Consider the following 9,312-nt stretch of genomic DNA (forward strand, 5'->3'; position numbering starts at 1 on the left):
CGAATTAACGTTAGATACTGAGACAGTACCTAACGTTAGTAATACATGCTCAGATGCCATATTTCCAAAGGATTGGGGCCTTAGACGCTGACTAAAGAATGAACCCGTTCTCCAGTCAGGCTAAAGGCTCGCACTTCGGTGATTTTCACATCGATAATCTGGCCCTTGAGTTCATCAATATTGCCCTCACAGAAGGTCAAACGATTGGTCCGGGTTCGTCCCATTACCTGCTCAGGATTTCTAGGATTCACATCCTCCACCATTACTCGCTCCACCCGGTTGGCATAGCGCTGGGAGCGTTCAGCTGCCTTGACTGATACCAGATGATTGAGCCGCTGCAGCCGGTCGCTCTTGGTGGCTTCATCTAACTGGTTGTCCCAGAGGGCCGCTGGGGTATTGGGTCGCGGCGAATAGGCGGCTGTATTGAGCTGGTCAAATTCGATATCATCCACCAGCTTGAGGGTGTTTTGAAACTGTGCTTCGGTTTCGCCTGGAAAACCGACAATGGCATCGGCGCTGATGGCTGCATCGGGCACATAGCGACGCACGGTGTCGATAATGCGGCGATATTTCTCATGGGTGTAGCCCCGCGCCATGGCCTTAAGCAGGTCGTTGTCACCGGACTGAAACGGAATATGGAAATGCTCACATACCTTGGGAAGTTCGGCACAGGCTTTGATCAGCCGCTCGGTAAAGTAGCGGGGGTGGCTGGTGGCAAAGCGAATCCGCTCGATACCAGGGACATCATGGACGTAGTAGAGCAGATCGGTGAGGGTATTCTGACGGCGGCCTTCAGGGGTGATACCGGGCAGGTCTCGGCCATAGGCGTCGATATTTTGACCCAGCAGCGTCACTTCGGTGTAGCCCTGCTGACCCAGTAGCTCCATTTCAGCCCGGATGGCTTCGGGTGTGCGAGACTGCTCCACACCGCGTACGCCGGGGACCACACAGTAGGTGCAGCGCTCGTTGCAGCCGTAGATGACATTGACCCAGGCGCTAATTTTGCTATCCCGCCGAGGCTTGGTGATGTCCTCCATAATATGGACGGGCTCGGTGGCGACCACCTGATTGCCGTCAAACACCTGCTCTAGTAAATCGCTGAGGCGGTTGGCGTGCTGGGGACCCATCACCAGGTCCAGCTCAGGCACTCGACGCAGCAGGGCTTCCCCTTCTTGCTGGGCCACACAGCCAGCGACCACTAGGGTGACATTGGGGTTAGACTGCTTTCGCTTGGCCTGTTTGCCCAGGTAGGAATAAACCTTTTGTTCAGCGTTATCGCGAATGGTGCAGGTATTGTAAAGCACCAAATCGGCTTCCAGTGGGTTTTCCGTCCAGTTCATACCCATGTCGTCGAGGATGCCAGCCATCCGTTCAGAGTCGGCCTTGTTCATCTGGCAGCCAAACGTGGTGATGTGATAGCGACGGTTATCCATGGGGATTGGGGGGATGGTGGAAAAAGAGGAGTTTGAAACGGTTAAACCAGTTCCCTATTGTGCCACAGCGACAGCCCCTCTGCGGCGATGGTCTCCGGCTCCGTGTAGGATACCGTTTTCATCGAGGCCAACGGCATGGACACCGCCAAAAAACATGTTCTGGGTCTGCCACCAAATGGGTTCGGCGCTGCCCATGATGTGGGCTAATGCGGCCTGGTCAAATCCGGGTTCTAGGTGGAACAGGTCATTTTCCCAATGGATACGGGGGGCGGCCACGGCAGTCTCTAGGGGCATGTCAAAATCTACCAGGTTTGAGATGACCTGCAGAATGGCGGTACGGATGCGGTTCGAGCCGCCTGAGCCCAATACCAGGTAAGGACGGCCCTCCCGCAGCACCATAGTGGGGGCCATCATGGAGGACATGCGCTGGTTGGGGGGCCACTGGTGAAAGCCGTGGGGATTGAGGTCTTCTTCACCCAGCATATTGTTCATCATGATGCCGGTGCCGGGAATGACATAGGAGGAGCCTTCGCCATTGGAGGTGGTGACGCTAGCGGCGTTGCCGTCGCTGTCGATGACGCTGAGGTGGGTGGTGCTGCCGAGTTTGTTAGTGGTGGCGTTGAGGGATGCGATCGCATCCCTCAATTCCCGCCGATATCGACCCAAATGCCCCGCCGACAAAAAGTCCGCTGCGATGCCAGGCTCCTGAATCCGCGCGTCATAGCCATCGCGGCGGGCCACATTGGTAAACCGCATCACCTGACTGAGCGCCAGCAGATGCTCTGCACTGCCGTGGCGGTCTAACCCACAGTCGGCCAGCAGCGCCAACCCACAGGCAATCAGCCCACCGCCAGCGCTAGGAGGCGGATTGGTCAGCAGCTGAGTGCCGTGGTAGTCCAGACACAGCGGCGACCGCTCAATTACCTGATAGTTAGCAAAGTCCTCAGCCGTTAGGTAGCCGCCTTGGGTGTGGGTAATCTGAGCCGCCATGGTCTGCCAAAAGGCGTCGATGCCGCCAGCGACTAGCTGCTCCAGGGCATCGGCAAAGTCTGGCATATATAGCCGATCTCCCGTCTGCAACAGCTCACCCTGAGGTGCGTAGATTGCCCGTGAGCCAGCCGTTGCCAGTAGAATAGGCTTTAGTAGCCCATAGACATAGGCAAAAAAGTCGTTAACGATGACACCTTGTCGAGCGAGTGCGATCGCAGGCTTTACCACCTGCTCTAACGACAGACACCCCAGCCTTTGATGCACATGCACCAGCCCTTTGAGCACCCCCGGCACTGCCATTGCCCCCAGACCAATGTGAAACTCCTGCACCGTATCGCCAAAGTCAGCACAGATCGGGTAAAAATCTAACGGATGCACCAGCTGCTTACTGGCCGGAGTCTGGGTAAAAAAATCAAAAAGTACAGGCTCACTATCTTTTGTGTGGGCCAGCAAAAAACCGCCCCCCGCCACCGACGTCAGCACCGACTCCGCCACACAGGAGGCCAGCACTCCCGCCACCGCTGCATCAAAGGCGTTGCCGCCCTGATTCAAAATTTCAACCGCAGCCGCAGCCGTTTTTTCATGGCCTGCTGCAACGACTCCACCCATGGCGCTTAATCCTATTCCATCGATAGCCAACGTATCAGAAACAGCCCCGTCGGCAACGGATATACCGGGCTGCTTAGGCCAATACACAGAAAATCATAAACAGAGCAGCGATTTAACCAAAATTCTCAATCTTTACTTAAGTTCTTGAAAATCTGTTGTAATAGTCTCGAAAACTGTCTCCTAAATGCAATATTTTCCACAAATAGATTCAGCACAAACCTTTGACAGCTGAGGCTACAGCGTTAACTCGGTTCACATTTAAGAATCACTCAACACTTTTTAAGATCGTAAACTTTGGTCTACAAACCTCAACGCGTTACCCCAATGATCTATATTGAAGTTGGAGCGAATCACATCGCTTCCCTGGCAGATTAAACAGCTAGAGAAAAACGACAAAAGAGGTAAAGCTGTTGCATAGTAGTCTGTCTCGTTTAGATCAACACCCAATCGGTCAAGCTGATACATCCTATCGCTGTTAAATTGGGAGCCATGCTGACGTTGTTATGTAATATGCTCAAAGGGCCGTTACACAACAGCAAGACGTATCTCCAAGTCATAGCGAACTAAAAGAAAGGATGTTCTTCAGGGAGGCAGTTGGGTGTTGTACTTTTAAAGTTTCTCCAAAGTTTCTCCGTGGCTGTTCTCACCAGTATCTAGCAGACTCTTCATAACCAGTTACCCACAAGGACAAAAGGACTCCAGAAATAGGGAGATGCTAACTGTGGGTCTTGCATCAGGGCTAATTGGGCCTGGCGAAAGGCCTCAGCTTTAGTCGTGCTCGGTTGGGCCAAGGCCTTATAGAACTCGGTTGATCACAATCAGTAATAGGACGAAACGTCAGCCCATGATGAACTAATGTATCTCCTGCTAACCACGGTCGCGTTGAGAGAGAAATCATAGGGACTACCAATTAGGGAAGATCAGGTTTAAATTCAGGCTTATTCAGGTTGCAAAGCTTATATCTTCAGTATTGAGCTAAGGAAGAAGGATTTTATAAAATCCTAAAAATATGCCCTACTTTTGCCCTTAGCAGAGTTTTCGATCATTGTCATTTACTTCTATATTGTTGTGTAAATAAAGGCCAGCCCAATCACAGCCATGGCGCATCAGTTTCTTGAGTTCCAGCTGCAGCGTCCAAAGCATAACTTTTCCATCCGCACTCGCTGAGGCTATTTGGCGATTGTTCGGATGAAACGCGACATTAAATACCCAGTCATTGTGGCCCACTAGAGTTAACAATAAGCTCCCATCTAATTGCCAAAGTTTGATGGTCTTATCTCCACTGGCCGATGCCAGCAGTTTGCCATCGGGGCTAAAGTTAATGCCATATACCCAGCTGCCATGGCCAGTCAGGGTTTTCATCAATGTACCCTGCAGATTCCAAAGGCGAATGGTCTTGTCATAACCGGCCACTGCTATGATTTGACCATTGGGGCTAAATTCTACGGCCCGATTCCAGGCCCGATCACCATCATCTAAAATAAAACTGCGTTATGGCGTAGGTTGTACCCCCGCAACAAAATGCTAGGATTCCGATACTGTCGTTTCCACTTGAGTGCTTGGGTGAGTAGCCGCTTGTGCTCGTTGTGGTAGTCAGCCCCATGGCGCAAAATCTTTAGCAGTTTAGCAATGTCGTCCTCATCCTGCTTCGATGTAGTATTATCAGAAAAGTTAATAAACTGTAGCGTTCGCTGGCAAGGCGGCAGCTGTTGTAAATCTACTGGTTTTATCAGTAGCGGGATAATCCGCTTATTGAGCAGCTGAGCATAGGCGATCTCCCGCTGGCAATAGGTGGACTCGCAGCTGTTCTCGAAAGGGCTTATCTGCTTCAGCATGGGCCAAGTACACCTGGGTCATCAGGTTATTAGCGTTTTTGGTGCTCTCGGTAATAAACTTACAATGTAAATCGGTGGGAAGACAGGGAGGTTGTTCATCTTTAAACTGAGTGGTGAGCCAGGCTTCCGCAGTTTGGCGATGTTCACCGACGAGTAAATAGCGGGATTGTTTTTGATGCTGCTGCCACCACAGGGCCTGGTTTAGTAAAACGGTGTGGCGATGTGCATAGGATTGCTGGCTTTGGAAAATGGTGAATAACCCTTGCAGAACCTGGGCTAGATCATCGCTGCCTGCGCGACTGTAAATCCAGTTTATTTTTGCGATCGCAGGATGCATATTAGCAAAACTAGACTGTTTGCCAGCGGCTACATAGGCCTCCCATGCCTGATCAGTCCCCTGGGGATTTCGTTGTTGCCAGATGTCCCGACTAATTTCCTCCACATGCAACAGAGGAATAATTTGCTTATGCCGCAGTAGCGCTCGCTCGATCTCTAATCGACAGTAGGGAGAATTGACCGCATGGGGTGAAATAATAAACAGAAAGTTATCCGCCTGGTCAATGCCCGTATCGATTTGCTTTTGATAGTCCACCCCCAGGGGAATATCTTCAAAGTCAAACCACACCTTGAGTCCCTGGGCGACTAGATGATCCCTTAGTGTCTCAACAAAGGCTTTGCTATCTGCCCGACCATAGGAAATAAAAACATCGTGGTAGTGAGGCATAGGGCAATGGCGGCACTAAGGTAAAAATCAGGCGTAGGTCGCCAAAATTAAAACTGGTATTGGAAAACATTTAAAATTATGAAGTCAAACTTCGAAATCGAGCCTATTTTTTGAATTTCGTAACGGTCTTCAATTTCAGGTTAGCTGAGGCAGTTACCCATTGTCTCGTGTAACATCACACCTAGTGGTGATCCATATTCGACACGATCAACCGTTTCACCTAAGCCCGAAAACAAGATTGTTATTTAAGGGAGGCACCCGCGATAATTGGTGAGATCGCGACACTACTCTCCTACTATGAATTTTCTAAACGGTATCACCTGGCTTTTGCTTTATGAGTTAGTTGGCGAGGTCAGTGTTTTAATGTTGCCGATACCGATACCCGGTCCCGTGGTCGGTATGGTATTGCTGTTTCTCACCCTTTTGTTACGGGGGCGCTCAACGGCGGCCTTAGATGCGGCGGGAACGACGCTGTTGAGTCATCTGTCGTTGCTGTTTGTGCCGGCGGGGGTGGGGCTGATGGTTCACTTTGAGCGGATTGCCCAAGAGTGGGTTGCCATTGGTACGGCCTTAGTGCTGAGTACCGGGGTTGCGATCGCAACCACTGCTATCACCATGCAGCTGGCCACTCGTTATTTCACCAGAGGGGTAAAAACTAATGGATAATCCCGATTTAGCCGCCATTTGGGTCTATCTATCGGCGTCTCCTTTGCTGGCGTTAACCCTCACCCTAGTGGCCTACAATATTGCCCACAGGCTCTATGTCTATTCCCGACATCATCCGCTGCTCAACCCTGTCGTCACATCGGTAGCAGCGCTGATTGGTTTTCTGTTGCTGACAGACACATCCTATGACACCTATTTTGCCGGAGGGCAGTTTATACACTTCCTCCTAGGTCCGGCAACAGTTGCCTTAGCGATTCCTCTGTACCAACAGGTTTCTAAACTAAAAAAACTCTGGCTGCCCATCATGCTGGCCCTCATGACCGGTGTGACCATCAATGCCTTGAGTGTTGTATGGATTGCCCGGTTTCTCGGGGCCAGCGTCCAAACCCAAATCTCATTAGCACCCAAATCGGTAACAGCGCCCGTGGCCATGGGGATATCGAAACAAATAGGGGGGCTGCCCACTCTGACCGCCGCTGTGGTGGTTCTCACCGGTATCCTGGGGGCCACCTTAGGGCCAAAGCTTTTGCACGTGATGCGTATTCAAGACGACAGTGTTAAGGGTATTGCCATCGGGGTGAGCGCCCACGGTCTTGGCACCGCCCGTTCTTTTCAAGTCAGTGCCGAGATGGGAGCCTTTTCGGGTTTGGCCATGGCCCTATCGGCATTGGCTAGCGCCCTTGTTATTCCTTGGCTCCTAAGCAAAGGGGGTATCCTTTAGCAGAATACCCCCTGAATGCTATTTCAATGTATCTGTTGAGCGGACCCACTAATCGTCGAAAGAATAGGTTTGGGAGCTGAGCATAACAGTTGCTAACCAACCAACAATAATGACACCCAAAAACATACCAAACATGATGTTATCTCCTAGTTTTATTCGAGCAGTCGTTTGTAAAAGCGTTGTAGATTAAAGCAGATTCAAATCAAGGTGTGATGACTGATTTGGCTTTATGTAAACAATTGTAACGCGATAATTCCTGTTTTGTTAGAGGGGATGCATTTCATTTTCCTTTGATAACCATTTAGAGACGCGTGCACTAGCGCTATCCTGTTTTGTCTGCCCCTAGCCAACAGGTGCTTCTTCCGGTGTAGCCTCTGCCTGGTCTTTCAAAGACCATTGCAATAAGGGAGGAGCCACAAATGTGGTCAGGATGACCATGACAATGATGGCCGCTTCCAACGGTTTATCTAGCACACCGCTGGCGGTGCCGATCCCAGCAAAGACTAGGCCTACTTCTCCCCGTGGAATCATGCCAATACCAATGGCCAAACGATTGACGCCCTCTTGTCCAAAGACGGCCCAGCCAGTGACGACTTTTCCGATAATGGCAACGGCAATCAGGAATGTAGCGATGACTAGCCCGGCGCGATTTTCAGCGATGGCAGGGTTCAATACACTCAGGTCTGCCTTGGCACCTACAGTGACAAAGAAAATCGGCACCAGGATATCGGCAATGGGCATTACTTGCTGGTCGAGTTCCTTACGCTTGTCGGTTTCATCTAACACCAGGCCAGCTGCAAAGGCACCCAGAATCGCCTCTAGATGAATCACATTGGCAAGGAAGGCCATGACTAGGGCAAAGGTAAAGGCTGGAATCAACAAAGCGCCACGGGTTTGCAACTTATCGGCAATGGCGACAAAGCTTTTGTTAAAGAATTTACCCAGTAGCACCGACCCCAACAGAAAGCCACTAGCGCTGACGATTAAATAGACTACGTTGAGCAGGTCAACATCGCCTGTTTTTGCCAAACTTGCTACTACGGCCAGGATGATAATGCCGAGGACATCGTCAATGACAGCGGCGCCAACAATGATTTGTCCTTCAGTGGATTTGAGATGACCGAGTTCAGACAGCACCTTGGAGGTGATGCCAATACTGGTGGCCGTTAGGGCTGCACCGGCAAAAACTGCAGGGATGACCGGCACATGAAACAAAGTAACTAAGCCGACGGTACCCAAAATAAAAGGAGCAGCGACACCAACGACAGCGACAATCGCTGCTTGATAGCCGACCTTGGTTAACTCCCGCAAGTCTGACTCCAAGCCAATTTCGAACAGCAGTACGATTACCCCCAGCTCTGCTAGAACCGAGATCACTTCGCTTTGGCTTTGGAAAATATGGATCATGGCTTCTGAGTCCAAATTTCCCAGCCACTGCAGCCCGGTCATGATCACCGAGTCAGTCGCAGCAGCACTGTTTTCGGGAAACATCAGCAGGTGCAGCGCCGAAATACCGACGATAACACCGCCCACCAACTCGCCTAAGACAGGGGGTAAATTCAGCCGTTTGGAGAGTTCACCTCCCAGCTTGCTAGCCAGGTAAACAACAATCAAACTCAGTAATACACCTGCCAGCACCCACGAGCCATAATCGGCTTCAGGTGTGGTTGCCAGTAGGCCTGGGGCAGATAGCTGATCCATCAAGGCTGTGTCCAGCCAGCTTATAGCGTTATCTAACAACATAGAGAATTCTTAAATGAGAGCGGCACTCATAGACATGAATCTATGAGATTTTTTTTATCCATTGATTATTATCAAACCATAAAAACTTCCTACGGTTAATCACTTTCTTAGCAGTCTTCTTTACCTATTCAATAAGTTTTGCTTATAAATAAAGGATCCAACTAAAAGAACCTTTATGTCTATCTATCCTAAGAAATAAATCTGAGTCTCTCTTTTGGACTAGCGTGGGTGCTGTCTGGCCATGCGTGCATTTGAGCGGGTGTCCTCGAAGAGATTGCGAACGGATTACGTATCGAGATACATCAGGACGTATCGGTCAGTTACACGATTTTTTGCGTGAAAGCTTGGAGTGGACCCTTGTGAATGTTAATTTCAAAATTATCTGAGCGGTTTGCTGGCAAAATTGGCCATAATACAAATGTGCTAGTTAAACCTGGACTACTTGAAATTTTGAGGCAAGGCACGTGGCATGGCGATTATTGCGCTAAAGGCTTGGTATCTGCAGGATTATGAGCCGATTCGGGATCTAGAAAACCGCCCCCATGATTTACGGTTGGCAAAAAATAGTTTGCTAAAGTCGGCGCTGCGGGC

8 protein-coding genes and 1 pseudogene are annotated in these 9,312 nt (G+C 50.3%); 2 read left to right on the top strand and 7 right to left on the bottom strand.

What is annotated here, in order from left to right; genetic code table 11:
- Positions 1-80: 80 nt before the first annotated feature.
- The 6 genes and pseudogenes from miaB to IQ260_RS06185 form a co-directional block, all read right to left on the bottom strand.
- Positions 81-1,433, bottom strand: a complete 1,353-nt coding sequence (gene miaB, locus IQ260_RS06165; protein ID WP_193991847.1) for a tRNA (N6-isopentenyl adenosine(37)-C2)-methylthiotransferase MiaB — start codon at positions 1,431-1,433, stop codon at positions 81-83.
- Positions 1,434-1,487: 54 nt separating this feature from the next.
- Positions 1,488-3,119 carry a gamma-glutamyltransferase gene (gene ggt / locus IQ260_RS06170; protein ID WP_322744905.1) on the bottom strand — a complete coding sequence of 544 codons (1,632 nt, stop codon included), beginning with the start codon at positions 3,117-3,119 and terminating at the stop codon, positions 1,488-1,490.
- A gap of 578 nt (positions 3,120-3,697) precedes the next feature.
- Positions 3,698-3,829: pseudogene (locus IQ260_RS06175) on the bottom strand (CHAT domain-containing protein); the annotation flags it as partial.
- Between the two features lie 229 nt (positions 3,830-4,058).
- Positions 4,059-4,514, bottom strand: a complete 456-nt coding sequence (locus tag IQ260_RS31635) for a WD40 repeat domain-containing protein (RefSeq protein ID WP_322744906.1) — start codon at positions 4,512-4,514, stop codon at positions 4,059-4,061.
- A complete protein-coding gene (locus tag IQ260_RS30885; protein WP_228015625.1) occupies positions 4,508-4,867 on the bottom strand; it encodes a toll/interleukin-1 receptor domain-containing protein in 360 nt (119 codons plus the stop codon). The genes IQ260_RS31635 and IQ260_RS30885 overlap by 7 nt, the downstream gene beginning before the upstream one ends.
- Positions 4,782-5,591: a toll/interleukin-1 receptor domain-containing protein gene (locus tag IQ260_RS06185; RefSeq protein WP_228015627.1), complete on the bottom strand. Its 810-nt coding sequence runs from the start codon at positions 5,589-5,591 to the stop codon at positions 4,782-4,784. Before IQ260_RS06185 ends, IQ260_RS30885 begins: the two co-directional genes overlap by 86 nt.
- A 297-nt stretch (positions 5,592-5,888) precedes the next feature.
- On the opposite strand from IQ260_RS06185, the gene IQ260_RS06190 reads away from it, so the two are divergent.
- Together IQ260_RS06190 and IQ260_RS06195 are read left to right on the top strand one after the other, a co-directional pair.
- Positions 5,889-6,257, top strand: a complete 369-nt coding sequence (locus IQ260_RS06190; protein WP_193991853.1) for a CidA/LrgA family protein — start codon at positions 5,889-5,891, stop codon at positions 6,255-6,257.
- Positions 6,250-6,978: an LrgB family protein gene (locus IQ260_RS06195; protein ID WP_193991855.1), complete on the top strand. Its 729-nt coding sequence runs from the start codon at positions 6,250-6,252 to the stop codon at positions 6,976-6,978. The genes IQ260_RS06190 and IQ260_RS06195 overlap by 8 nt, the downstream gene beginning before the upstream one ends.
- A gap of 342 nt (positions 6,979-7,320) precedes the next feature.
- Here IQ260_RS06195 and IQ260_RS06200 read toward each other — a convergent pair whose 3' ends face one another.
- Positions 7,321-8,679 carry a cation:proton antiporter gene (locus tag IQ260_RS06200; RefSeq protein ID WP_228015629.1) on the bottom strand — a complete coding sequence of 453 codons (1,359 nt, stop codon included), beginning with the start codon at positions 8,677-8,679 and terminating at the stop codon, positions 7,321-7,323.
- Positions 8,680-9,312 lie beyond the last annotated feature (633 nt).

The sequence above is a fragment of the Leptolyngbya cf. ectocarpi LEGE 11479 genome (assembly GCF_015207065.1).
Lineage (GTDB): Bacteria > Cyanobacteriota > Cyanobacteriia > Phormidesmidales > Phormidesmidaceae > Leptothoe > Leptothoe ectocarpi.

Coding starts and splice junctions, on each gene's coding strand:
- IQ260_RS30885 (WP_228015625.1), bottom strand. CDS start 4,867: ATGCTGAAGCAGATAAGCCCTTTCGAGAACAGCTGCGAGTCCACCTAT.
- miaB (WP_193991847.1), bottom strand. CDS start 1,433: ATGGATAACCGTCGCTATCACATCACCACGTTTGGCTGCCAGATGAAC.
- IQ260_RS06190 (WP_193991853.1), top strand. CDS start 5,889: ATGAATTTTCTAAACGGTATCACCTGGCTTTTGCTTTATGAGTTAGTT.
- IQ260_RS06195 (WP_193991855.1), top strand. CDS start 6,250: ATGGATAATCCCGATTTAGCCGCCATTTGGGTCTATCTATCGGCGTCT.
- IQ260_RS06200 (WP_228015629.1), bottom strand. CDS start 8,679: ATGGATCAGCTATCTGCCCCAGGCCTACTGGCAACCACACCTGAAGCC.
- IQ260_RS06185 (WP_228015627.1), bottom strand. CDS start 5,591: ATGCCTCACTACCACGATGTTTTTATTTCCTATGGTCGGGCAGATAGC.